At 63.7% G+C, this 22528-nt stretch carries 21 protein-coding genes; 7 read left to right on the top strand and 14 right to left on the bottom strand.

Going from position 1 to position 22528, the window contains the following annotated elements; all coding sequences use genetic code 11:
- The first annotated feature begins 82 nt into the window (after positions 1-82).
- A complete protein-coding gene (locus CLU86_RS00085) occupies positions 83-1825 on the top strand; it encodes a proline--tRNA ligase (RefSeq protein WP_099740140.1) in 1743 nt (580 codons plus the stop codon).
- Positions 1826-1827: 2 nt separating this feature from the next.
- Positions 1828-2514 carry a lytic transglycosylase domain-containing protein gene (locus CLU86_RS00090; RefSeq protein ID WP_099740141.1) on the top strand — a complete coding sequence of 229 codons (687 nt, stop codon included), beginning with the start codon at positions 1828-1830 and terminating at the stop codon, positions 2512-2514.
- A gap of 35 nt (positions 2515-2549) precedes the next feature.
- On the opposite strand, the gene CLU86_RS00095 is transcribed toward CLU86_RS00090, so the two are convergent.
- The 7 genes from CLU86_RS00095 to hemA form a co-directional block, all read right to left on the bottom strand.
- On the bottom strand, positions 2550-3866 hold the full coding sequence (locus CLU86_RS00095) for a hemolysin family protein (protein WP_099658061.1): 1317 nt from the start codon (positions 3864-3866) through the stop codon (positions 2550-2552).
- A 161-nt stretch (positions 3867-4027) separates the two neighbouring features.
- Positions 4028-5035: an AAA family ATPase gene (locus tag CLU86_RS00100; protein WP_099740142.1), complete on the bottom strand. Its 1008-nt coding sequence runs from the start codon at positions 5033-5035 to the stop codon at positions 4028-4030.
- 211 nt (positions 5036-5246) lie between these two features.
- Positions 5247-5570, bottom strand: a complete 324-nt coding sequence (gene grxD / locus CLU86_RS00105) for a Grx4 family monothiol glutaredoxin (protein WP_099659025.1) — start codon at positions 5568-5570, stop codon at positions 5247-5249.
- Between the two features lie 124 nt (positions 5571-5694).
- Positions 5695-6408, bottom strand: coding sequence for a DUF3053 family protein (locus tag CLU86_RS00110; RefSeq protein WP_099740143.1), 714 nt, complete (start codon positions 6406-6408; stop codon positions 5695-5697).
- A 267-nt stretch (positions 6409-6675) separates the two neighbouring features.
- The gene (gene prmC / locus CLU86_RS00115) at positions 6676-7512 is read right to left on the bottom strand and encodes a peptide chain release factor N(5)-glutamine methyltransferase (RefSeq protein ID WP_099740144.1); all 837 of its coding nucleotides are present in this window, start codon (positions 7510-7512) and stop codon (positions 6676-6678) included.
- A gap of 72 nt (positions 7513-7584) precedes the next feature.
- A complete protein-coding gene (prfA, locus tag CLU86_RS00120; RefSeq protein WP_099740145.1) occupies positions 7585-8697 on the bottom strand; it encodes a peptide chain release factor 1 in 1113 nt (370 codons plus the stop codon).
- A 114-nt stretch (positions 8698-8811) separates the two neighbouring features.
- A complete protein-coding gene (gene hemA, locus CLU86_RS00125; RefSeq protein WP_099740146.1) occupies positions 8812-10119 on the bottom strand; it encodes a glutamyl-tRNA reductase in 1308 nt (435 codons plus the stop codon).
- Positions 10120-10195: 76 nt separating this feature from the next.
- Here hemA and CLU86_RS00130 point away from each other — a divergent pair, with 76 nt between their 5' ends.
- Positions 10196-10474 (top strand): hypothetical protein, encoded by a 279-nt coding sequence (locus tag CLU86_RS00130; protein WP_099658067.1) that lies wholly within the window; start codon positions 10196-10198, stop codon positions 10472-10474.
- A 92-nt stretch (positions 10475-10566) separates the two neighbouring features.
- A complete protein-coding gene (locus tag CLU86_RS00135) occupies positions 10567-11532 on the top strand; it encodes a tripartite tricarboxylate transporter substrate binding protein (protein WP_099740147.1) in 966 nt (321 codons plus the stop codon).
- Positions 11533-11629: 97 nt separating this feature from the next.
- On the opposite strand, the gene ugpQ is transcribed toward CLU86_RS00135, so the two are convergent.
- From ugpQ to ugpB, 6 genes are all read right to left on the bottom strand, one after another.
- The gene (gene ugpQ, locus CLU86_RS00140) at positions 11630-12385 is read right to left on the bottom strand and encodes a glycerophosphodiester phosphodiesterase (RefSeq protein WP_099740148.1); all 756 of its coding nucleotides are present in this window, start codon (positions 12383-12385) and stop codon (positions 11630-11632) included.
- 23 nt (positions 12386-12408) lie between these two features.
- Positions 12409-12750, bottom strand: coding sequence for a VOC family protein (locus CLU86_RS00145; RefSeq protein WP_099740149.1), 342 nt, complete (start codon positions 12748-12750; stop codon positions 12409-12411).
- 26 nt (positions 12751-12776) lie between these two features.
- Positions 12777-13781, bottom strand: a complete 1005-nt coding sequence (locus CLU86_RS00150; protein WP_099658070.1) for a sn-glycerol-3-phosphate import ATP-binding protein UgpC — start codon at positions 13779-13781, stop codon at positions 12777-12779.
- 60 nt (positions 13782-13841) lie between these two features.
- Positions 13842-14693, bottom strand: coding sequence for a sn-glycerol-3-phosphate ABC transporter permease UgpE (gene ugpE / locus CLU86_RS00155; RefSeq protein WP_099740150.1), 852 nt, complete (start codon positions 14691-14693; stop codon positions 13842-13844).
- A gap of 1 nt (position 14694) precedes the next feature.
- The gene (gene ugpA, locus CLU86_RS00160; protein ID WP_099740151.1) at positions 14695-15576 is read right to left on the bottom strand and encodes a sn-glycerol-3-phosphate ABC transporter permease UgpA; all 882 of its coding nucleotides are present in this window, start codon (positions 15574-15576) and stop codon (positions 14695-14697) included.
- 134 nt (positions 15577-15710) lie between these two features.
- Positions 15711-17018: a sn-glycerol-3-phosphate ABC transporter substrate-binding protein UgpB gene (gene ugpB, locus CLU86_RS00165; protein ID WP_099658073.1), complete on the bottom strand. Its 1308-nt coding sequence runs from the start codon at positions 17016-17018 to the stop codon at positions 15711-15713.
- A gap of 269 nt (positions 17019-17287) precedes the next feature.
- Between ugpB and serA the strand changes: the two genes are divergently transcribed.
- Together serA and ychF are read left to right on the top strand one after the other, a co-directional pair.
- Positions 17288-18517, top strand: a complete 1230-nt coding sequence (gene serA / locus CLU86_RS00170; RefSeq protein WP_099659026.1) for a phosphoglycerate dehydrogenase — start codon at positions 17288-17290, stop codon at positions 18515-18517.
- 228 nt (positions 18518-18745) lie between these two features.
- The gene (gene ychF, locus CLU86_RS00175) at positions 18746-19840 is read left to right on the top strand and encodes a redox-regulated ATPase YchF (RefSeq protein WP_099658074.1); all 1095 of its coding nucleotides are present in this window, start codon (positions 18746-18748) and stop codon (positions 19838-19840) included.
- 111 nt (positions 19841-19951) lie between these two features.
- Here ychF and CLU86_RS00180 read toward each other — a convergent pair whose 3' ends face one another.
- The gene (locus CLU86_RS00180) at positions 19952-20887 is read right to left on the bottom strand and encodes a LysR family transcriptional regulator (RefSeq protein ID WP_099740152.1); all 936 of its coding nucleotides are present in this window, start codon (positions 20885-20887) and stop codon (positions 19952-19954) included.
- A gap of 345 nt (positions 20888-21232) precedes the next feature.
- Between CLU86_RS00180 and CLU86_RS00185 the strand changes: the two genes are divergently transcribed.
- Positions 21233-22516: a gallate dioxygenase gene (locus CLU86_RS00185; RefSeq protein WP_099740153.1), complete on the top strand. Its 1284-nt coding sequence runs from the start codon at positions 21233-21235 to the stop codon at positions 22514-22516.
- Positions 22517-22528 lie beyond the last annotated feature (12 nt).

Genomic DNA, 22528 nt, shown 5'->3' on the forward strand with positions numbered 1-22528 from the left:
CCAATTTTTTAAACTGTGTCCATTATGCACGGCGCTATGCGGCCGACAAGAGGACCGGTCTGAATAGACTGAAATCGCTCCGATGAAAGCCTCTCAATTCTTTATCTCCACCCTCAAGGAAGCTCCGGCCGACGCCGAAGTGGTCAGTCACAAACTCATGATGCGGGCGGGGCTGATCAAGAAGCTGGGCGCAGGCATCTACAACTACATGCCCATGGGCCTGAGGGTGATCCGCAAGGTTGAAGCGATTGTGCGTGAGGAGATGAACCGGGCAGGGGCGGTGGAATGCGCTATGCCGGTGATCCAGCCGGCTGAGCTTTGGCAGGAAACGGGGCGTTTTGAAAAGATGGGTCCCGAGCTGTTGCGCATCCGCGACCGCCATGGTCGTGACTTTGTGGTGCAGCCCACCAGTGAAGAGGTAGTGACGGACATTGCGCGGCAGGAACTGCGCAGCTACAAGCAACTGCCCAAGAATTTTTACCAGATTCAAACCAAATTCCGCGATGAACGCCGCCCCCGCTTTGGCTTGATGCGTGGCCGCGAATTCATCATGAAGGACGCGTATTCGTTCGACCGCGACCAGGTGTCCGCCAAAGCCAGCTACCAAGTGATGGCTGCCGCGTACCGCCGTATTTTTGACCGGTTTGGTTTGACCTACCGCGCCGTGGCGGCCGATAGCGGCGCCATTGGTGGGGACCTGAGCGAAGAGTTCCAGGTGATTGCCGCCACAGGCGAAGATGCCATCGTTTACTGCCCTGGCAGCGACTATGCCGCCAACCTGGAAAAGGCCGAGGCCTTGGCCCCACAAGGCCCGCGCGCAGCGGCCGCCCAGGCGCTCGCCAAGACACCAACGCCCGGCAAGAGCACCTGCGCCGACGTGGCCGACCTGCTGGGGCTGCCCCTGCAGCGCACCGTGAAGTCGCTGGTCCTGGCCACCGACACCACCAACGAGCAAGGCGAGATCGTCAAAACCCAGGTGTGGCTGCTGCTGCTGCGCGGCGATCACGACATGAACGAAATCAAGGTCAACAAAGTGCCGGGGCTGGAGAACTTCCGCTTTGCTACTGTGGCCGAGATCGAAGATCATTTTGGCTGCAAGCCCGGCTACCTGGGCCCCATTGGTCTCAAAAAGCCCCTGAAGCTGGTGGTTGACCGCGAAGTCGCCGCCATGGCCGATTGGGTGTGCGGCGCCAACGAGGTGGATTTCCACATCACCGGCGTGAACTGGGAGCGTGATTTGCCTGAGCCCGATGTCGTGGCCGATTTGCGCAACGTGGTGGCTGGCGACCTGTCGCCGGATGGCAAGGGCGAGCTGGCGATTGAGCGCGGTATCGAAGTGGGCCACGTGTTCTATCTGGGCACCAAGTACAGCCGTGCGATGAACGCGACCTTCCTGGACGAAAACGGCAAACCGCAGCCATTGGAAATGGGTTGCTATGGCATCGGTATTACCCGTTTGCCAGCGGCCGCCATCGAGCAAAATCACGATGAGCGGGGCATCATTTGGCCCGACGCGATTGCGCCTTTCACCGTGGTCATTTGCCCCATTGGCATGGACCGCAGCGAAGAGGTAAAGGCCGCCGCTGAAAAGCTGTATGCCGAGATGCTGGCCCAAGGCGTGGATGTCTTGCTGGACGACCGGGGTGAGCGCCCTGGCGCCATGTTTGCCGATTGGGAACTGATTGGTGTGCCACATCGCGTGACTATTGGCGACAAGAGCCTCAAGGACGGTGTGGTCGAATACCAGCACCGCCGCGATGCGGCCGCCACCAAAGTGGCTGTGGCAGACGTGTGGGCCCATGTGAAGGGCCGCATGGCGGTATGACGATGGAGGGTGATGGTGTGCGTGGGGATGTGAGTTTGCAGAAGGAATGGCCGCTGGGCGTGTCGCGCCGGGCTTGTTTGATGGCGGCTGTCGCCCCTGCGGGGTGGCTGGCTGCGCCAGGGCTGGCCCACGCGGGCGGGCAGCTTGAAGAGCCTTTGATGGATTCTGTGCGCACTGCCTTGAGTTCTGCCATTGCCAACCAGGCTCCCCCGGAGCCAGAGTTTTTCTCTACCGAATCGCGCTTGGGCTACCTGCGCTGGCTGGGCACGATGAGTGACCGCCTGCGCAAGCGCAAGCCCGAGTGGGAGGTGCGTCGCGACTTTCTGCAAACCGTGTGGTACGAGTCCAAACGGGCTGGTCTGGACGTATCGCTGGTCATGGGCCTGATCCAGGTCGAGAGCGCGTTCCGCAAGTTCGCTGTTTCTAGCGTGGGGGCCCGGGGCTACATGCAGGTCATGCCGTTCTGGACGCGGGTGATCGGTGATGGAGATGCTGGCAAGCTGTTCCACATGCAGACCAACCTGCGCTTTGGCTGCGTCATCCTGCGCCACTACATTGACCGGGAGCAAGGCGATCTGTTCATGGCCTTGGGGCGCTACAACGGCAGCCGTGGCAAGCCGCCTTACCCCAACGCTGTTTTCTCGGCCCAGCGCAATTGGGTCATGGACGCCAAGACCGCTCTTGGTTGATGGGCAGGCAGGATCAGACCGCGATGGTCTGATCTTCAGCCGTTGCTGTGTGCGCTGCCCGCTTCCGTGCTGGGCTGGCGCGACACCATGACCTGGTCGATGCGGTAACTGTCCACGTCCAGCACCTCAAACTTGAAGCCCCCCCAGGTCACGCTGTCCGTGCGCCGGGGCACACGCCGCAGCATCACCATCAAGAAGCCCGCCAGGGTTTCGTACTCGCCCGCATGGGGCGGCTCGTCCAGGGCCAGCACGCGCAGTACGTCGCTGATGGGGGTCACGCCGTCAATCAACCACGAGTTGTCGTCGCGCTGAACAATCTGCTCTTCGTCGGCAGGGCCCACCACCAGGTCGCCCATCACCGTGCTCATCACATCGTTCAGCGTCACCACACCAACGACCAGGCTGTACTCGTTCACGATCACCGCAAAGTCTTCGTGCACCTGCCGGAACTGCTCCAGCACTTCAGACAGCGTGAGCCGGTCTGGCACGATGAGCACCTTGCGCACCAAGCTGTCATCGGCCAGCGAAATCGGCTGGTTGTTCAGCACCCGCTGGAACAAATCCTTGGCGTCCACATAGCCCACCACATGGTCGATATCGCCTTCGCACACGGGGTACGTCGAAAACGGCTCCGCAGCAATGCGTAGGCGGATGACGGAGTCGGGCTCGTCGCGCAGGAAGAACGCGACCCTATCGCGCGGTGACATGGCGCTGGACACCGTGCGCGTGTCCAGCTCGAACACATTGGTGATGACCTGCTGCTCGCGTGCGGCCAGCACGCCAGCCCGGGCACCTGCTTCCATCATGGCCAGGATGTCATCGGAGGTGATGCGTTCATCGCGCAGCGACGACAGGCCCAGCAGCCTGAACAAGGCATCGGCCCCCCGGCTGTAAAACCACACCAGTGGGCGCAGCAGCGTCATGCACCATGCCATGGGCTGTGCCAGCCGCACGGCCAGGCGCTCGGGCTCGGCCATGCCCAGGCGCTTGGGGAACAGGTCGGCAAACAGAATGAACAGCGAGGTGATGATCAGGAACGAGACCATGAAGCCCGCCGTCTGCGCGGTGGACTCCGCCATCCAGACCTCAAACAGTGCGCTGAAGTGGGGGCTCAAGGCCCCTTCGCCCACGATACCGCCCAGAATGGCCACGGCGTTTTGCCCCACCTGCACCACGGTGAAATAGTCGCCGGGTTGCTCTTGCATGCGCAGCACCCGCTCAGCACGGGGGTCACCCTCATCGGCCATCTGGCGCAGGCGCAGACGCCGCGCTGCGGCCAGCGAGATCTCGGCCATGGAGAAGAAAGCACTGGCTGCGATCAGCAGCACGATGACGAGAAGGCTTTGGGTCATGAATGGTGACAGAGCGTGGCGCTATGGCACACCGGCCCTTGGAGTGTATCTGCCCGTACATGGCCTCCAGCCCGTGGCCAGAGTGCCCCGGACTGGAGGATCGTGCGCGGCGCAGCCATCACCCGCGTACGGGCTGCTCCTGGCGCGTCGCAGAGGTGCGCTTACTGCACAAAGCCCATGCGCCCCCGTGCTGTGGCTGCTTTGGGCAGGTCGCCCACTTCCACGGCCGATCGCCGGTCCAATCGGGCGTTGCCAAAGCCCGTCATCCATGCCCGGCGCATTTCGCGCGGGGGCATGCGGGCCAGGCAGTCCAGCACATCGTCCAGTGGTTCGGGGTCCAGCAGGCGGCCCCAGTCGTGGCTGTGGCGAATGCTTTGGTACAGGTTCAGGGCAATGGTGCGCGCTTGCTCCAGCGAGGGTGCCTCCACCTCAAACACGTTCATGCGGTTGAGGATGGGGTCGGGAATGCCGCGCGTGTCATTGGCCGTGGTGATCCAGATGACCTGGCTCGCATCAATGGCCACTTCGGCAAACTCGTCGGTAAAGCTCTGCGCCGTGTCGTGCTCCAGCAGGCTGTAGAGCGCACCCAGTGGGTCGTACTGTGCATCGCTGCTGGCCTTGTCGATCTCGTCCACTACGATCACGGGGTTGGCGTATTCGCCCTCGATGAGGGCTTCAAACACCTTGCCGGGGCGTGCGCCCTTCCATTGTGCGGACGAGCCCGACAGCAGCCAGCCTGCCGTCATGGAGCTCATGGGCAGCAGGTTCATGCCGGTGCCCAGCAGGTCGGCCAGGTGCTTTGCAAAGTGGGTTTTGCCAATGCCGGGGGGGCCTAGCAGCAGCATCGGGGTCACTTCCAAGCCATCGCTGCTGTCCTGTGCCAGCGCAACGTGGCGTTTGATGTCGTCCAGCACCTCGGTGAAGTTGGGCAGCAGCTCGTACAGGCCACTCATGTCGGGCACGCCCGAGGGCTTGACGTGAAAGCGCTCGGGGCCGCGCTCCAGCATGCGTTCGTAGACGGTGCGCAGGTTTTCGTATTCGCGCTGGCTGCCAGCATCCTGCAGCCGTGCGAGCTTGCGCTCGACATCGCCAGGGTGGAACACATTGCGCATCTGGGCCACCGGCAGGTGCAGTGCGGGGCTTTGGGGAACAAGGCTATGGCTGGTCATTGCATGCTCCTGTGATGTGGGTCACGCACCCATTCAAGCACACAACATGCCGCCCCTCAACGTGGGATAAGCCCTGTGTTGGTGCCACTGTTGCAGGCATGCTGCACGGGGCTCTGCGCAGGCTGCCGCTGTCATGGGGCGCGCCAAAAACAAAGGCCGCCCCAAAGGGCGGCCTGTCTGGCGGCAAAGAGGCGCTGCGGCCTCGGAGGCATCAGCCCTCGGTGCCCAGCACTTGCTTGAGTTCGCCCGATTCGTACATCTCCATCATGATGTCCGAGCCGCCGATGAACTCGCCCTTGACGTACAGCTGCGGGATGGTGGGCCAGTTGCTGTAATCCTTGATGCCTTGGCGGATGGCGTCGTCTTCGAGCACGTTCACGGTGACCACGGCCTTGGGGTCCACGCCGCAGGCCTTCAGGATCTGGATCGCACGGCCGGAGAAGCCGCACATCGGGAAGCTGGCGCTGCCCTTCATGAACAGCAGGATGTCGCTGGATTTGACGAGGGCGTCAATGCGTTGTTGGGTGTCGCTCATGGTGTCGGTTCCATTGGGTTCAAAGCGCAAAAGCGCGATAGCCCACATTATCGTTGTTCGCAACCCAGGCTGCCTGCAGGGCTTTGGGGCCTGCTGCCGTGCCTCCTGGCAAAGCCCTTGGGCTTTACAGCTTGCGCAGCTCGGACTCCAGCTTGTTCAGCGCTTCCACCTCTTTAACCATCTTGGCAGAAATGGCATTGACCTGGTTGAGCAGGCGCTGGCTGGAGACCTGCGTCATGCCGCCCACCGTGGTGATTTCTTTCGGGTGCTGGTCTGCCAGGGCCAGCAGTTCCAACGATGCCGTGAAGATGTTCTGCAGCGCAGGCAGTATGCCCAGCATCAGCTCGCTGTGGCGGGTGACGTACTTTGCATACACCTTGTCGTACACCGGTTTCAGGTCCTCGGGCTGCTTCAATTCAGCCTTGGCTTTGTCGGCTGTAGCGACCAGCGCCCGGATGTCTTGCAGCGCCTGTGGAATGCCGTTGCTGATGGCCGTGATCTGCTCGCGGCGTGCCTTGAGCTGCGCGAGTGACGTGGTCATGCCCACGTCCTGGATCTGTTTGGCCAGGGGCAGGGCTTCCATTTTTTCGATGAACTGGACCACCACGTCGTAGTGCTTGGCATAGTCACCAAACGTTTGGCGCTTGCCTTCGTTGGGCACGGGGTAGGACATGCCACGCGCAGAGAGCACTTCTTTTTCCAGAAACTCAATGAACGCCTTGCGTTCCTTGGGTTCGGAGAAGCAGCCCGTCAGCAGCAGGGTGGGCGCTGCGCACAGGGCGCCAAAGCCGAGCAAGGCGCGACGCCGTGAGGGGTGAAGGAGGGCGGTATGGGCCATGGTGTGGTGCCTTGATGTGAAGAAATCGGGGCTTTGCCGAAGACCTGCACGGCACGTGCAGCGGGGGGGGGGGCAAAGCGATGGCGTCACTGTATGAAAAAAAGCGCACCAGACCCGCGCAGCTCGCTCTTTCAAGGCGCAGGGATCGGCATTTTTTGGCAAATGTGGCCACCTCGATGCCCCGTGTGTGGGGCGCTGCCGACACTGGCAGCCCGCAGAACCCGGGGGCAAGCGGTTGTGGACAGAGGAGACGGTGGCGCGGTAGCGCTAAGCCATCCAGCAGCCGCCTGTGCAGCGGTCCACGCCCGCCAAGTCTGTGCGGCTTTGGACTTGGCGAAACCCCTGCGCCAACAGCAGCGCCTGCACGGCCTGGGCCTGGTCGTAGCCATGCTCCAGCAGCAGCCAGCCCCCAGGCCGCAGGTGGGCGGGGGCCTGGGCGACGATGGTGCGGATGTCATCCAGCCCATCGGTGCCGCTGGCCAGTGCTTGCAGGGGCTCGTGCGTCAGCGCGGCCAGGTGGGGGTCGGCGTTGGCGATGTAGGGGGGGTTGGAGACGATGGCATCGAACACGCCCTGCACGCCCTCCAGCCAGTTGGCCGGCTGAAACTGCACGGGCAAGCCCAGCCGCTTGCCATTGGCCTGCGCCACGGCCAAGGCATCGGCGCTGGCATCCACCGCCAGCACCTGGGCGTCGGCGCGCTGGCTTTGCAGCGCCAGGGCGATGGCGCCGCTGCCGGTGCCCAGGTCCACCACGCGCGGCGATGTCAGCGGGGCAATCACCTCCAGCGCCCAGTCCACCAGCGTTTCGGTGTCGGGGCGCGGGTCCAGCACGCGCGCATCCACCTGCAGCGGCAGGCCATAGAACTCCTTGCGGCCGGTGAGGTAGGCCACCGGCTCGCCCGCCAAACGGCGCTGGCACAGAGCGATGAACTGGGCGTGCACGCCCTCGTCCATCGCATCCGTGTCGTGCGCCAACAGCCAGGCGCGGCCTGCGTCGGGGCGGCCCACGGCGTGCAGCAGCAGCAATTGCGCGTCGATGCGCGCCAGGCCCAGGGTGTGGGCCTGGTTCAGTGCCTGGGCCAGGGTGGGGTTGGTATGGATCACTATGATATTGATAGCTGCTTGCGCTTATCTATCAAGCGCTAGAAGGTAATTTGATTCAAATCTGGTTGGGAGTTAGCCCGTGGTGCCCATCTCCAGCTCTTCGAGCTGCTCGGCTTCGCGTGCGTGGGCCAGGGCCTGCAGCACGTCGCCCAGGTCGCCTTCCATCACGTACAGCAGTTTGTACAGCGTGAGGTTGATGCGGTGGTCGGTGAGGCGCCCCTGTGGGAAGTTGTAGGTGCGGATGCGGTCGCTGCGGTCGCCGCTGCCAATCAGGCCTTTGCGCAGCGCCGCTTCCTTGGCGGCGCGCTCGCTGCGTTCTTTCTCCTGGATACGCGCCTGCAGCACCTGCAGCGCCTTGGCCTTGTTGGCGTGCTGGCTGCGGCCGTCTTGGCATTCGGCCACGATGCCGGTGGGCAAGTGCACCACGCGCACGGCCGAATCCGTCTTGTTGATGTGCTGGCCGCCCGCGCCGCTGGCGCGGAAGGTGTCGATGCGCAGGTCGGCCGGGTTGAGCTTGATGGCCTCGTGCTCGTCGGGCTCGGGCATCACGGCCACGGTGCAGGCGCTGGTGTGGATGCGGCCCTGTGTTTCGGTGGCGGGCACGCGCTGCACGCGGTGGCCGCCAGACTCGAACTTGAGGGCGCCGTACACGCCGCTACCGGAGGGGCCGGACCCTGGCGCGCCTTCAAAGCGCAACACGATTTCCTTGTAGCCGCCCAGCTCGGCCGCGTTCTCACTCACCACCTCCACCTTCCAGCCTACGGTGGCGGCGTAGCGGGTGTACATGCGGGTCAAGTCGCCTGCGAACAGGGCCGATTCGTCGCCGCCCGTACCCGCGCGGATTTCGACAAACGCGTTGCGCGCGTCGTCGGGGTCTTTGGGCAGCAGCAGGCGCTGCAGCTCGTCTTCCAGTTGCAGCAGCTCGGCTTCGGCGCTGGTGATTTCTTCTTGCGCCATCTCGGCCATGTCCGGGTCGGCCAGCATCTCGCGGGCACCGGCCAGGTCGGCTTCGCGCTGCTGGTAGCGGGCGTAGCGGCCTGCAATCTGCGTGACTTCGGCGTGCTCGACGGAAATGCGCCGGTACTGCGCCATGTCGCTCATGATGTCTTCGCGCGAGAGCAAAAAGTCCAGCTCGCCCAAGCGCTGTGCATAGCGCTCCAATTGGCTTCGGAGAAAGGGTTTCATGGCAATTCAGGAAATAGGTTTGCTACGAAATTTGTAGCTGCCAGCGCTTTTTAATCAAGCGCTAGAGGCCGATTTTGTTTGAAATCGGAGTGGCGAGTGAGCAGGCGGGCGCCGCTACTGGCCGTTTTTGCTTTGCGAGCGCAGGAACAGGCGCGAGACGGTCTGGGCCGTCTGGGCGCGCATTTCGGCATCGCCTGCGCGCAGTTCGGCCAGGGTGCCGTGCAACATCTTTTGTGTCAGGCCGCGCGAGAGCGCTTCGAGCACGGCATCCACGTTCTCGCCCTTGGCCAGCAGCTTCTTGGCGCGTGCGATCTCGGCGGCGCGCCACTCGTCCGTTTGGGCATTGAGCTGCTGGATCAGCGGCACCACACCACCGGCCTGGCCGACGGGGCTGCGCAGCTCCATCCAGTGCATGAAGCTTTGCACACCGGCGTCGATGATGGCCTCGGCCTGGGCCACGGCGGCTTGGCGATTGGCCTGCGCGGTTTGCACCACGGTGGCCAGATCGTCTACGGTGTACAGGTACACGTCGCCCAGCGCTTTCACTTCAGGCTCAATGTCGCGCGGCACGGCCAAGTCCACCATGAACATGGGGCGGTGGCGGCGCTTCTTCAAAGCGCGTTCCACAGCACCCAGGCCAATGATGGGCAGGCTGCTGGCGGTGCAGCTGATGACGGCATCGAACTCGTGCAGGCGCTCGGGCAGGTCGGCCAGGCGCATCACTTCGCCGCCAAAGCGGGTGGCGAGCTTTTCGCCGCGCTCCAGCGTGCGGTTGGCAATGGCAATGGCCTTGGGGTTCTTGGCGGCGAAGTGCGTGGCGCACAGCTCAATCATCTCGCCCGCGCCGACAAACAAAATCTTGGTCTCGGAGATGTCTTCAAACAGCTGGCCTGCCAGGCGCACGGCCGCCGCCGCCATGCTGATGCTGTGCGCGCCGATCTCGGTGCTGGTGCGCACCTCTTTGGCCACGGCAAAGCTGCGCTGAAAGAGCTGGTTGAGCGTGGTGCCCAGGGCGCCAGCCGTTTCGGCCGCGCGCACAGCGTCTTTCATCTGGCCCAGGATCTGCGCCTCGCCCAGCACCATCGAATCAAGCCCGCTGGCCACACGGAAGGCGTGGCGCGCGACGAGGCTGTCTTCCAGCGTGTAGGAGTGCGAGCGCAGCAACGCGGGGCTCACGCCGCCGCTGTGGGCCAGCCAGCCCAGCGTGTGGTCCAGCGCAGGCTGCTGGCCAGCGCAGTAAATTTCGGTGCGATTGCAGGTGGAGATAATGGCGGTCTCCACTCCCGGGTGGCTGCCAGAGGTGCCCAAAGACTGGCGCAACCCGTGCAGCGTGGGGGCGATCTGATCGAGCGCGAACGCAAACCTGCCGCGCAGATCGAGCGGCGCGGTGGTGTGGTTGATGCCGAGGGCCCAGACTGCCATGGTGGCGGATTATAAAATCCTTACCTAAACTGCGGCGCCCAGCCTGGGTAAGCCTTGATCTGGGTCAACTGCACACATGGGTCCGCTCGACAGCCTCAACCATCTCCTCAATTTTCTGGCCCCCGCCTTCTGGATGGCCGTGGCCATGGCCGTGCTGGGGCGGCTGGTGCTGCGTGGGCGCGCTACGGGCCTGGGGCGGGGCATGCAATGGCTGTTGGATTTTGGTGTGTGCGCGCTGGTGTTGCTGGCGGGCCTGTGGTTGACGGGGCGCGACGGCAAGATGGCCACCTACGCGGCCCTGGTGCTGGCCTGCGCGACATCGCATGGGCTGGGCCAACGCATCTGGCGTGCCTGAGCGCTTGAGCGCCTAAGCCTTCGGCGCTGTTGCCCAGCCGGGCAGGGTGTTAGTCTTTTGGTTCACACCACCATAACAACCGGAGACACCCCATGAAGCCCCTTGCCGTCCTGCTGACCGCCGCAGCCCTGGCCTGCGCCACGGCTGCCACAGCCCAGACCTTTCCGACCAAGCCCATCCGCATCGTGGTGGGCTTTCCGGCCGGTGGCCCTCTGGACCAGCATGCGCGCCTGCTGTCTGACAAGCTGCAAACCGTGCTGGGCCAGCCCGTGGTGATGGACTACAAATCGGGCGCTGGGGGCACGGTGGGTGCACAAGAGGTGATGAAGTCACCGGCCGACGGGCACACCATCATGCTGGCCAACACGGGGGTGATGGTCATCAACCCTGCGCTGTATAGCAAGCTGTCCTACGCCACGCTCAAAGACTTTGTGCCCGTGGCCCGCACGGCCATGCAGCCGCTGGCCTTGCTGGTCAACCCCAACGTGCCTGCCAAGAACCTGCAGGAGTTCATGGCCTACGCCAAGACACGCCCAGGCCAGGTCAACTTTGGCTCCGCGGGCAACGGCGGCATCAGCCATTTGGTGCCCGAGATGTTCAAGTCCGCCACGGGCCTGTTCATGGTGCACATCCCCTACCGTGGCAGTGCCCCTGCGTTCACCGACCTGATGGCCGGGCAGGTGCAGTTCATGGCCGAGAGCATTCCGCAGGCCGCCTCGTACCACAAGCAGGGCAAGGTGCGCGCCCTGGCCGTGACGAGCCGCGAGCGCAACCCCGCGTTGCCCGATGTGCCCACCGTGATCGAGAGCGGCATCAAGGGCTTTGAGGTGGTCGGGTTCTATGGCTTTTTGGCCCCGGCAGGCACGCCCAAGGAGGCGGTGAACAAGCTCAGCGATGCCTTCAAACAGGTGCTGCAAATGCCGGACGTGAGGAACCGCATGGTCAGCCAGGGGGCAGACCCCGCCTTCATGGGCGCCGATGATTTTGCGGCCTTCCTGGCCGCTGAGATGCCGCGCTGGGCCGAGGTGGTGAAGAAGTCAGGCGCGAAATTGGACTGACCCCCTGAGGCGCTGCGCGCCGTCCCCCCGGAAGGGGGACGCCGCCGGTGGCCCGGCAAAGCCGGTTCCACGGTGGCGCTGGTTTTAGGTGGGGCGTTCAGAGTGCCGCGGGCGAAAACAGGTCTACGCGGTCGGTGATGATGCCGTCGGTGCCCAGGTCGATCAGGCGCTGCGCGGCCCATTCGTCGTTGACTGTGTAGCTCAGGGTGCGCATGCCCAGGGCCTTGACCTGGGCGACCAGCGCCGCGTCCCACAGCGCGTGGTTGCACACGATGGCCTCGCAGCCCAGGCGGCGGGCTTCGTCCAGGCTGCCGTCCCACAGTGCATCGATCAGCAGGGCGCGTGGAATGTGCGGGGCTGTGGCTTGCGCACCAGCCAGCGCCTCGGGCTTGAAGGACGAGAACAGCGGCGGCACGGCCTGGCCTTGCCACAGGCGCGTGGCCGTCTCGCCCACCACGCGGCCGGTGCGTTCTTCATGGCCCGGTGTGGGCTTGATTTCGATGTTCAGAAAGTAGCCGTTGGCGATGCAAAAGCGGGCCAGCGCTTCCAGCGTAGGCACCGCCTCGCCCGCATAGGCGCGTGAGTGCCAGCGGCCTGCATCGAGCTGCGCCAGTGCGCCCAGGCTCAGGTCGCTGCCCGTGCCTTGGCCATTGGTGGTGCGCTCCAGCGTGGCGTCGTGCAGCAAGAAGGGCACGCCGTCGCTGCTCAACTTGGCGTCGCACTCGAACATGCGATAGCCGTGCTGCGCGCCCAGGCGGAAGGCGGCCATGGTGTTTTCAGGGGCCAGCTTGCCTGCGCCACGGTGGGCAATCCAGCGGGGGTAGGGCCAGGAGGGGGCGGTGATCGCGGTCATGGGCAAAGGGTGAAGCGTGGGGCTCAGGCGGGTTCGCCAAACTTGAGCAGGTTGCCGTGGGGGTCGATGACGTAGAACTCGCGCATGCCCCAGTCGCGCAGCTGTGGTGGCGCTACCTGCAGGCCGCGCTGCGCAAAGTCGGCGTGCAGCGCGGCGGTATCGCCCCGCACGTAGCACGAGGTGTTCTCGGCGATGTGGCGCTCGGTGCAGTGCCACAGGTGCAGCTCGCAGCCGTCACGCCGCAGCATCAGGTAGTCGGCCGAGGCATGCAGGCAGTCAAAGCCCAGCCGTTCGGTGTAGAACAGCCGGGACTCTGCCAAGTCCAGCGATGCCAGCACCGGCACGGTGGCGTGGATGCCTGCCATGGGGGCTGTGGGCTCTGTATGGGGGCTCAGAGCCGCTTGCCGGTTTCGGCGTTGAACCAGTGCAGGCGGTCTTCGCGTGGGGCCACGCGGATGGTGTCGCCGGGCTTGGGCGAGGGGCGGCCCTCGTCAATGCGCACGATCATGTTGTCTTCGCCCATGGAGGCGTACACCAGGCGCTCGGCACCCAGCAGTTCGATGGTGTCCACGCGCACTTCCCAGCCGTCGTTGCCAATGTCCATGTGCTCGGGGCGGATGCCCAGGATGGTGCCGGGCTTGCTGTTCGGTGCGTGCTTGAGCAGGTTCATCGGTGGCGAGCCGATGAAGCTGGCCACGAAGGTGGAGGCGGGCGTGTGGTAGACCTCTTCGGGCGTGCCGAACTGTTCCATGTTGCCTGCGTTCATCACGATCATGCGCTGCGCCAGCGTCATGGCTTCGACCTGGTCGTGCGTGACGAACAGGCTGGTGATGCCCAGCTCGCGGTGCAGCTTCTGGATCTCCAGGCGGGTTTGCGCGCGCAGCTTGGCGTCCAGGTTGGACAGGGGCTCGTCAAACAAAAACACCTGGGGCTGGCGCACGATGGCGCGGCCCATGGCCACGCGCTGGCGCTGGCCGCCCGAGAGCTCGCGCGGCTTGCGCTCGAGCAGGTGCGACAGCTCCAGGATCTTGGCGGCCTTGTCCACGCGGGCCTTGATTTCGTCCTTGGGCACCTTGGCGATCTTCAGGCCATAGGCCATGTTCTCGTAGTTCGTCATGTGCGGGTACAGCGCGTAGTTCTGGAACACCATGGCGATGTCGCGCTGGGCAGGTTCCAGGTCGTTCACCACGCGGTTGCCAATGTGCAGCTCGCCGCCGGAGATTTCTTCCAGCCCGGCCACCATGCGCAGCAGCGTGGATTTGCCGCAGCCCGAGGGGCCGACGATGACGACGAATTCGCCGTCCTTGATTTCAGCGTTCACGCCATGGATGACCTGGTTGGCCTTGGGGCCGTGGCCATAGCGCTTGATGATGTTGCGAAGAGAGATGGATGCCATTTTGCTCTTAAATTAATAGCTGCTAGCGCTTGATTGGTAGGCGCTAGCGGCAGATTTTGTTTATTTTTCCGTGTCCACCAGGCCCTTGACGAACCAGCGCTGCATGAAGACCACCACCAGAGCGGGGGGCAGCATGGCCAAGAGGGCCGTGGCCATCACCACGTTCCATTCGTTGCCGGTGTCGCCGCCCGCAATCATGCGTTTGATGCCGATCACCACGGGGTACATGTCTTCCGAGGTGGTCACGAGCAGCGGCCACAGGTACTGGTTCCAGCCATAGATGAACTGGATCACGAACAGCGCCGCGATGGACGTTCGCGACAGCGGCACCAGGATGTCTTTAAAAAAGCGCAGCGGGCCCGCACCGTCGATGCGCGCAGCCTCCACCAGCTCGTCCGGCACCGTCAGGAAAAACTGGCGGAACAGGAAGGTGGCTGTGGCCGAGGCAATCAGCGGCACCGTCAGGCCCGCATAGGTGTTGAGCATGCCCAGGTTGGACACCACCTGGTAGGTGGGGCCAATGCGCACTTCCACGGGCAGCATCAGGGTGATGAAGATCAGCCAGAAGCAGATGCCCTTGAAGGGGAAGCGGAAGTACACGATGGCGAAGGCCGACAGCAGCGAGATGGCGATCTTGCCCACGGTGATGACCATGGCCGTCACGAAGCTGACCCACATCATGTGCGCCACCGGGGCGCTGGAGCCGGGGCCCGTGCCGCCGCCGAACAGGGCGGTTTTGTAGGTCTCCCAGAAATTGCCGCCGGGCAGCATGGGCATGGGCACCTGCACGATGTCCTGCGCCGTGTGGGTGGATGCCACAAACGCCAGGTACAGCGGAAAGCCCACGATGATGACGCCCAGCACCATGATCAGGTGCGAGAACGCCTTTAAGAAAGGACTGCGTTCAACCATTTCAATACTGCACTTTCTTTTCAACGTAGCGGAACTGGATCACGGTGAGCACCACCACGATGGCCATCAGCACCACCGATTGCGCAGCCGATCCGCCCATGTCCATGGCCTTGAAGCCATCGTGATAGACCTTGTAGACCAGGATCGAGGTGTCCTGTCCAGGGCCGCCCTGCGTGGTGGAGTCCACGATGGCGAAGGTGTCGAAGAAGGCGTACACCACGTTGATCACCAGCAGGAAGAACGTGGTGGGCGACAGCAGCGGGAACTGGATGCTCCAGAACCGGCGCCAAGGGCCTGCACCGTCAATGGCGGCGGCCTCGATCAGCGATTTGGGGATGGATTGCAGCCCCGCCAGGAAAAACAGGAAGTTGTAGGAGATCTGCTTCCACACCGCCGCAATCACGATCAGCGTCATGGCGTGGTCGGAATTGAGCAAGTGGTTCCAGTCCATCCCCGATTGGCGCAGCAAATACGCCACCACGCCCAGCGAGGGTGAGAACATGAACATCCACAGCACGCCCGCTACCGCAGGGGCCACGGCGTAAGGCAGCAGCAGCGCGGTTTTGTACACCAGCGCGCCGCGCACGATGCGGTCGGCAAAGATCGCCAGCACCAGCGAGATGCTGATGCCCGACACCGCCACCGCGATGGAGAAGAAGGCCGTTGTCTTGAACGAGGCGAGGTAGCCCGGGTCTTCAAACAGGGTGCGGAAGTTATCGAAGCCCACCCATTCGGTGGACATGCCAAAGGCATCCTGCATCTGGAACGACTGCACCAGGGCCTGGCCCGCCGGCCAGAAGAAAAAGATGCTGATCACGGCCAGCTGGGGGAGCAAAAGCACCCACGGCAGCCATGCAGAGCGAAATAGAACGCGTTTTTCCATAGGGTATCCGTCTGAACAAAACAGCCCGCAGCCCTTGCAAACCGGGGTTTGCGGGGGTGCGGGCCAACGATGAAGGCAAGGGATTCAGGCGCGGGCCTGGCTCCTTCGCCCCATCAAGGGGGTAGCGCTAACGCTTAGCGGTTGGCGCGGGCAAAGCGCGCCAGTTGCTCGTTGCCACGGGTCACGGCGTTGTCCAGAGCTTCCTTGGAAGTCTTCTTGCCGGACCAGATTTGCTCGGTTTCCTCGTCGATGATGGTGCGGATCTGGGCAAAGTTGCCCAGGCGAATGCCGCGTGACTTGTCGGTGGCCTTGCGGATCATCTGCGTCACGGCCACGTCGGTGCCGGGGTTCTTTTCATAGAAGCCCGAGGCCTCGGTCAGCTTGTAGGCCGCCGTGGTCACAGGCAGGTAGCCGGTGCGTTGGTGGCTGGCGGCCTGCACCTTGGTGTCGTTCAGGAAGTTCAGGAAGTCGGCCACGCCTTTGTACTCTTCAGACTTCTTGCCGGCCATGATCCACAGGCTGGCGCCACCAATGGCGGTGTTCTGCGGGGCACCCTTCACATCGGCGTAGTAGGGCAGGGCCGAGATGCCGTAGGCAAACTTGGCTTCCTTGGCCACGCGGGCGTACAGGCCCGACGAACCGGTGATCATGGCGCACTCGCCCGATGGGAACGAGGCGTCGGCGGTGTTGCCACGGCCCTTGTACACAAAGCTGCCTTCCTTGGAGGCCTTGGCCAGGTTCTCAAAGTGGCGCACGTGCAGCGGGGTGTTGATTTGCAGCTGCGCGTCGGTGCCGTCAAAGCCGTTGTTCTTGCTGGCGAACAGCGTGTTGTGCCACAGCGAGAAGCTCTCGAGCTGCGTCCAGCTGATCCAGCTGGTGGTGAACGGGCAGCTGTGGCCGCTGGCCTTGAGCTTGGAGGCGGCTTCAAACACTTCGGGCCAGGTCTTGGGTGGCTTGTTGGCGTCCAGGCCGGCCTTCTTGAAGGCGTCCTTGTTGTAATAGAAGATGGTGGTGGAGCTGTTGAGCGGGTAGCTCAGCATCTGGCCATTGGGGGCGGTGTAGTAACCGGCCACGGCAGACACGTACTGGGTGGGGTCGAACTTGAAGCCACCGTCGGTCAGCACCTTGCCTGCAGGCACGATGGCGCCCTTGCTGGCCATCATGGTGGCGGTGCCCACTTCAAACACCTGGATGATGTGCGGTGCATTGCCTGCGCGGAAGGCGGCAATACCGGCTGTCATCGATTCGTCATACGTGCCTTTGTAGGTGGGCACGATCTTGTACTTGGTCTGGCTGGCGTTGTATTGCTTGGCCAGGTCGTTCACCCAGTCGCCCAACGCGGCGCTCATCGAATGCCACCACTGGATCTCGGTCTGGGCGTGCGCAGGAACGCAGGCGCCCAGGGCGATGGCGGCAGTCAGGGCCAGTTTCTTCAGTTGCATAAATGTTTCTCCAAGGATGGCGTTGGGCACAAAGCGGCCGATGCTAGGCGCGCTGTGTGTCAAACATGTGTCGTTGTCCCATGGTTGCCCGGGCACTCACAACGGTGAAAACCCGTTGCGGCCCTGGCGGTGTGTCCAATTGTGACGCTTGTGTGACTGTCTTGAGATGGATTTGCCCAGACTTGCAAGGTTTTGTGCATTGCACCATGCTTGTCGACCAGCCAGTGCGCGCTGCCCCAGCCACCCCATTTCACTCCACAGGGATTTTCATGACCACCAATTCGCTGGACAAAAGCAAGATCAAATTTTTGTTGCTCGAGGGCATCCACAGCTCTGCCGTAGAGATCCTTCGCGCCGCTGGCTACACCCAGATCGAAACCGTGTCTGGCGCGCTGCCGGACGATGAACTCCAGCGCAAGATCGCTGACGTGCACTTCCTCGGCATCCGTTCGCGCACGCAGCTCACCGAAGCCGTGTTTGCGCAGGCGCACAAGCTGGTGGCCGTGGGCTGCTTTTGCATTGGCACCAACCAGGTCGACCTGAATGCCGCGCGCGAGCGTGGCATCGCAGTGTTCAACGCGCCGTACTCCAACACCCGCTCCGTGGCCGAGCTGGTGCTGGCCGAAGCCATCTTGCTGCTGCGCGGCGTGCCCGAGAAAAGCGCCGTGGCCCACCGGGGCGGCTGGCTCAAGTCGGCCGACAACGCGTACGAGATTCGGGGCAAGACGCTGGGCATCGTGGGCTATGGTTCCATCGGCACGCAGCTGTCGGTGCTGGCCGAGGCCTTGGGCATGCAGGTGGCCTTCTTTGACGTGGTGAGCAAGCTGCCCCTGGGCAATGCGCGCCAGGTGCACAAGCTGCACGACTTGCTGGCGCAAAGCGACATCGTCAGCCTGCATGTGCCCGAGCTGCCCTCGACCGAAGGCATGATCGGCGCGGCCGAGATCGCCGCCATGAAGCCCGGCGGCATCCTCATCAACGCCGCGCGCGGCACGGTGGTCGATATTGACGCCCTGGCCGCAGCGCTGAAAGCCAAGAAGCTGCTGGGTGCGGCCATCGACGTGTTCCCTGTGGAGCCTCGCACCAACAAGGACGAGTTCCAGTCGCCCCTGCGCGGGCTGGACAACGTGATCCTTACACCCCACATCGGCGGCTCCACCATGGAGGCGCAGGCCAACATTGGCACCGAGGTGGCAGAAAAGCTGGTGAAGTACAGCGACAACGGCACCAGCACCTCGTCGGTCAACTTCCCAGAAGTGGCGCTGCCCGCCCACCCTGGCAAGCACCGCCTGCTGCACATCCACCGCAACGTGCCGGGCGTGCTGTCCGAGATCAACCGCATCTTCTCGGACAACCACATCAACATCGCAGCCCAGTACCTGCAGACCAACGAAAAGATTGGCTATGTGGTGATCGACATCGACGCGGCCTCGTCTCCGCTGGCGCTGGACAAGCTGGCGGGCGTGGCGGGCACCTTGCGCAGCCGGGTGCTGTTCTGAGCGTACCCCGGGCGGGGGCAACGGTGGCCCAAGGTTAAAATCCGCGCCACCCCCAAGGCGCCGTCGCCGCAAACCGCTGGATTCGTCCGGTTTTGCGTGGCGGTGTCTTTCTCCCAGCCCCTTCAAGGCCGCCGCCCCGTCTGGCGTTGGCCTGCATGTGCAGCCCGGCCTCCGTGAGGGCCGTGGCGCGCACAAGCGCACAAAGGGGGCGATACACAAGGAATTTCCATGAGCCTCAAATGCGGCATCGTGGGCCTGCCCAATGTGGGCAAGTCCACCCTCTTCAACGCGCTGACCAAGGCGGGCATCGCCGCCGAGAACTACCCGTTCTGCACCATTGAGCCCAACACCGGCGTGGTGGAAGTGCCCGACCCGCGCCTGCAGCAACTGGCCCAGATCATCACCCCCGAGCGCATCGTGCCTGCCATCGTGGAATTTGTGGACATTGCCGGCCTAGTGGCGGGCGCCAGCAAGGGCGAAGGCCTGGGCAACCAGTTCCTGGCCCACATCCGCGAGACCGACGCCATCGTCAACGTGGTGCGCTGCTTTGAAGACGACAACGTGATCCACGTCGCAGGCCGCGTGGACCCGATCGCCGACATCGAAGTGATCCAGACCGAGCTGTGCCTGGCCGACCTGTCCACCGTGGAAAAGGCGCTGAACCGCTACAGCAAGGCGGCCAAGTCGGGCAACGACAAGGAAGCCGCCAAGATCGTTGCGCTGCTCACGCCCATCCAGGCCGCGCTGGACCAAGGCAAGCCCGCCCGCACCGTGCCCGTGAGCAAGGAAGATGCGCCGCTGCTCAAGCCGTTCTGCCTCATCACCGCCAAGCCCGCCATGTTTGTGGGCAACGTGAGTGAAGACGGCTTTGAGAACAACGCGCTGCTCGACCGCCTCAAGGAATACGCCGCCGCTCAGAACGCCCCCGTGGTCGCCATCTGCGCCAAGATGGAATCCGAAATGTCGGAAATGAGCGACGAAGACCGCGACATGTTCCTGGCCGAGATGGGCCAGGACGAACCCGGCCTGAACCGCCTGATCCGCGCTGGCTTCAAGCTGCTGGGCCTGCAAACCTACTTCACCGCTGGCGTGAAGGAAGTGCGCGCCTGGACCATCCGCGTGGGCGACACCGCTCCGCAAGCGGCTGGCGTGATCCACGGCGACTTCGAGCGCGGCTTCATCCGCGCCCAGACCATCGCGTTTGAAGACTTCATCCAATACAAGGGCGAGCAAGGCGCCAAGGATGCGGGCAAGATGCGCGCCGAAGGCAAGGAATACGTGGTCAAGGACGGCGATGTGTTGAACTTCTTGTTCAACGTCTGACGGGATTTACCCCACAGGTTTCTGTCGAAGAGCGTTTGCCTCAACCAAACACAAAGCCCCGCCGATGCGGGGCTTTGTGTTTGCGGCGCCAAGTTAATGCGCAAGCGTGCCTCACATCCGCCCGCTCGGCCGCTCCAGCAGGGGGATGTTGCCTTTTTTGGCCTGGTGCGCAGCGCGGTGCAGGTGCGCCATGAGGTGGCGCAGCACGGCCGAGGGGACGGAGTCGCTGCGCAGGATGGCGCCGACGCGCACGGGGTAGCCGCCTTCTTCCAGCTCGATGGTGGAGAGAAACTGGGAGACAAACGGCAGCCGTGCAATTTGCAGCGGCATCAGCGCCACATAGTCTCCTGAGCAGGCCAGCGACAGCAGGGCCAGGGTGGAATTGACGGTGGCGCCCACAGCGGGGGCGCTGAGGCCGTGGCGCTCAAACAGCAGCTTGGCGTAGCCGGATTCGCTGGTGGAGCCGGTGTACACCCACTGGGCCGATTGCAGGTCTGACAGGCGTCTCGCCTTGGTCCAGGGGCTGCCTTTGCGCACGGTGGGCACCATGGTGGTTTCCATCAGGGGCTCTACATAAAACTCGCCCGTGGGCAGGTCATCGGGGATGCCGCCAATGGTGATGTCCACTTCGCCTGAGCGCAGCTTGTGCAGTTGTGCCACGTACAACTCTTCGCTCACCCGCAGCTTGATGCCCGGAAAGTCGCGCACAAAGGTGCGCAGGGTTTCGGGGATCAGCAGCATCACCGCCACGGGCACGGCGCCCAGGTGCAGCTCGCCGACCAGGCGCCCGTCCATCTGGTGGATTTCATCGACGGCCGCGCGCAGTTCGCGGTGGGCCCGCACGGCACGCTCGTACAGCACCTTGCCCTGGGCTGTGGGTTGCACTCCGCGCGAGGTGCGCATCAGCAAGGTGGCCTCCAGCTCAATCTCCAGCTCGCGGACCATTTTGGTCAGCGCGGGTTGCGATACCCCCACGCGCCGGGCAGCGCCCCGCAGGCTCCCTTCTTCGATCGCGGCCACCAGGGCATTGAGTGTGGTGAGTTTCAAAAGTGTCTCCTGCGCAGTGCTGCCTTGACGTGAGGCAAGCGTTTATGCCCTGACTTTATCAATCACCACAGGTTATCGCGCATGGTGGCTGGTGATCGCCTTGTGGGTGGGGTTTTGCGCTGCTTGGGCTGGGCTTGCGTTGGCTCAAACACAGTGGCGCTCACAGGGGTGAAAACGGGCGGGCCGTCTGCGTTGCATCAAGGCGTATGTCAGCGCGCTTTGATAACGCAGGGTTATCTCGCGCGGCTTCGCAGCATCTGGCTGAAAGCGGCGGTGCTTAGCAGAATGCGCCCTCTCTTGCGGCCCCTGCGGGCTGCGCTAACCACACCTTCAGCGAGACACAACATGGCACGAATCATTGGTGCGATTGCCACGTCACACACGCCAACCATCGGGTTTGCGTTGGACCAAAAAAAAGAGAACGACCCCGTCTGGGCGCCCATTTTTGAAGGCTTCCAACCCGTACAGCGCTGGCTTGCGGAGCAAAAGCCCGATGTGCTTTTCTTCATCTACAACGACCACGTGACCTCGTTCTTCTTCGACCACTACTCGGCCTTTGCGCTGGGTGTGGGCGAGAGCTACCCCGTAGCCGACGAGGGTGGGGGTGCGCGTGACTTGCCCCCGGTGGCAGGGCACTCCGCGCTGGCGCGGCACATTGGGCAGTCGCTGGTGGCCGATGAGTTCGACATGTCTTTCTTTCAGGACAAGGCGCTGGACCACGGCTGCTTTTCGCCACTTTCCATGCTGTGCCCGCACACACCCAGCTGGCCGGTGCAGATCGTGCCGCTGCAGGTGGGGGTGCTGCAGTTTCCGGTGCCGTCGGCACGCCGCTGCTACAAGCTGGGGCAGGCACTGCGCCGCGCCATTGAGAGCTACCCCGAGGACCTCAAAGTGGCTCTGGTGGCCACGGGCGGCCTGTCGCACCAAGTGCATGGCGAACGTGCAGGTTTCAACAACCCCGAGTGGGACCAGCGCTTTCTGGATCTGATTGAAAACGACCCCGAGCGCCTGGCCGACATGACCCAGGCCGAATTTGCGACGCTGGGCGGCATGGAGGGGGCTGAGGTCATCATGTGGCTGGTGATGCGCGGCGCCCTGTCGGCGCGTGTGCGCAAGGTGCACCAAAGCTACTACCTGCCGTCCATGACGGGCATTGCGACGGCCATTTATGAGAACCAGGCCAGCGCGCCCGTGCAGGGCGAGGTCGAGCGCCACCGCGCGCACATGGCCACGCAGTTGCACGGGGCGGGGGCGCTCGCTGGCACGTACCCGTTTGATTTGGCCCGTAGCGTCAAGGCCTACCGCCTGAACTGCTTCTTGCACGGCCTGATTGAGCCCGCGGTGCGCGAGCGCTTTTTGCAAGACCCCGAAGGGGCGTTCGAGGCCGCAGCGCTCACGCTGCAAGAGCGCGAGCTGGTGCGCCAGCGTGACTGGCGCGGCCTCATTCACTACGGCGTGATCTTCTTCATGCTGGAAAAGCTGGGCGCGGTGGTGGGGGTGTCCAACCTGCACATCTACGCGGCCATGCGCGGCCAGACGCTGGAAGCCTTCATGCAAACGCGCAATGCGCCAGGGGCGCTGTATTCCGTGGCAGGCAAGAGCGACCAGAAGCTGGAGTGGAACCGCTGACGGGCTGACCCC

The organism is Acidovorax sp. 62, assembly GCF_002754495.1.
In the GTDB taxonomy this organism is placed as follows: domain Bacteria; phylum Pseudomonadota; class Gammaproteobacteria; order Burkholderiales; family Burkholderiaceae_C; genus Acidovorax.

Excerpts from the sequence above, each read along its gene's own strand:
- CLU86_RS00110 (WP_099740143.1), bottom strand. The coding sequence starts at position 6,408 with ATGGCCCATACCGCCCTCCTTCACCCCTCACGGCGTCGCGCCTTGCTC.
- serA (WP_099659026.1), top strand. The coding sequence starts at position 17,288 with ATGACCACCAATTCGCTGGACAAAAGCAAGATCAAATTTTTGTTGCTC.
- CLU86_RS00185 (WP_099740153.1), top strand. The coding sequence starts at position 21,233 with ATGGCACGAATCATTGGTGCGATTGCCACGTCACACACGCCAACCATC.
- CLU86_RS00085 (WP_099740140.1), top strand. The coding sequence starts at position 83 with ATGAAAGCCTCTCAATTCTTTATCTCCACCCTCAAGGAAGCTCCGGCC.
- hemA (WP_099740146.1), bottom strand. The coding sequence starts at position 10,119 with ATGGCAGTCTGGGCCCTCGGCATCAACCACACCACCGCGCCGCTCGAT.
- grxD (WP_099659025.1), bottom strand. The coding sequence starts at position 5,570 with ATGAGCGACACCCAACAACGCATTGACGCCCTCGTCAAATCCAGCGAC.
- CLU86_RS00095 (WP_099658061.1), bottom strand. The coding sequence starts at position 3,866 with ATGACCCAAAGCCTTCTCGTCATCGTGCTGCTGATCGCAGCCAGTGCT.
- CLU86_RS00145 (WP_099740149.1), bottom strand. The coding sequence starts at position 12,750 with ATGGCAGGCATCCACGCCACCGTGCCGGTGCTGGCATCGCTGGACTTG.
- ugpQ (WP_099740148.1), bottom strand. The coding sequence starts at position 12,385 with ATGACCGCGATCACCGCCCCCTCCTGGCCCTACCCCCGCTGGATTGCC.
- CLU86_RS00100 (WP_099740142.1), bottom strand. The coding sequence starts at position 5,035 with ATGACCAGCCATAGCCTTGTTCCCCAAAGCCCCGCACTGCACCTGCCG.
- CLU86_RS00090 (WP_099740141.1), top strand. The coding sequence starts at position 1,828 with ATGGAGGGTGATGGTGTGCGTGGGGATGTGAGTTTGCAGAAGGAATGG.
- ychF (WP_099658074.1), top strand. The coding sequence starts at position 18,746 with ATGAGCCTCAAATGCGGCATCGTGGGCCTGCCCAATGTGGGCAAGTCC.
- CLU86_RS00135 (WP_099740147.1), top strand. The coding sequence starts at position 10,567 with ATGAAGCCCCTTGCCGTCCTGCTGACCGCCGCAGCCCTGGCCTGCGCC.
- ugpE (WP_099740150.1), bottom strand. The coding sequence starts at position 14,693 with ATGGTTGAACGCAGTCCTTTCTTAAAGGCGTTCTCGCACCTGATCATG.
- ugpA (WP_099740151.1), bottom strand. The coding sequence starts at position 15,576 with ATGGAAAAACGCGTTCTATTTCGCTCTGCATGGCTGCCGTGGGTGCTT.
- prfA (WP_099740145.1), bottom strand. The coding sequence starts at position 8,697 with ATGAAACCCTTTCTCCGAAGCCAATTGGAGCGCTATGCACAGCGCTTG.
- CLU86_RS00150 (WP_099658070.1), bottom strand. The coding sequence starts at position 13,781 with ATGGCATCCATCTCTCTTCGCAACATCATCAAGCGCTATGGCCACGGC.
- ugpB (WP_099658073.1), bottom strand. The coding sequence starts at position 17,018 with ATGCAACTGAAGAAACTGGCCCTGACTGCCGCCATCGCCCTGGGCGCC.
- CLU86_RS00130 (WP_099658067.1), top strand. The coding sequence starts at position 10,196 with ATGGGTCCGCTCGACAGCCTCAACCATCTCCTCAATTTTCTGGCCCCC.